The organism is Rossellomorea aquimaris (assembly GCF_001877785.1).
GTDB classification, from domain to species: domain Bacteria; phylum Bacillota; class Bacilli; order Bacillales; family Bacillaceae_B; genus Rossellomorea; species Rossellomorea aquimaris_A.
In genome coordinates, this window is sequence record NZ_MINN01000006.1 from 1 (window position 1) to 430 (window position 430).

1 pseudogene is annotated in these 430 nt (G+C 46.0%); it reads left to right on the forward strand.

Annotated elements, in window-relative coordinates:
• Nucleotides 1–135: 135 nt before the first annotated feature.
• Nucleotides 136–430, forward strand: a pseudogene (locus BHE18_RS00035) (homocysteine S-methyltransferase family protein); the annotation flags it as partial.

Genomic DNA, 430 nt, shown 5'->3' on the forward strand with positions numbered 1-430 from the left:
TGAATACGACTATCACGACTCATACTCACTGTCACTGTACTACGTTGCTACTTACTCGTTGTCACTTCTATGACAGGTATCATAAATATATGATGATACTAAAATGTTATTATCTATAAACTATCTATATGTGTTTTTTTTTTTTTTACGATCGGCGGCATTCGCGGCATCCGCCAAAGCGATGCGACATTAGACGAAATCGTCGCCATGGTCGACCAGCAAGCGCAGCACCTGTTATCCGGCGACCCGGACGGTTTATTGCTCGAGACGTATTATGATTTCGAGGAACTCGCAGCGACCGTTACCCATTTAAAGAAATTGACCGACGCGCCGCTCATCGCCCAGTTGTCGATGCACGAACCGGGCATTTTGCAAAATGGCATGAGCTTGAACGAAGGAGTAAGACGTCTTGACGCACTGGGCGCAGAAA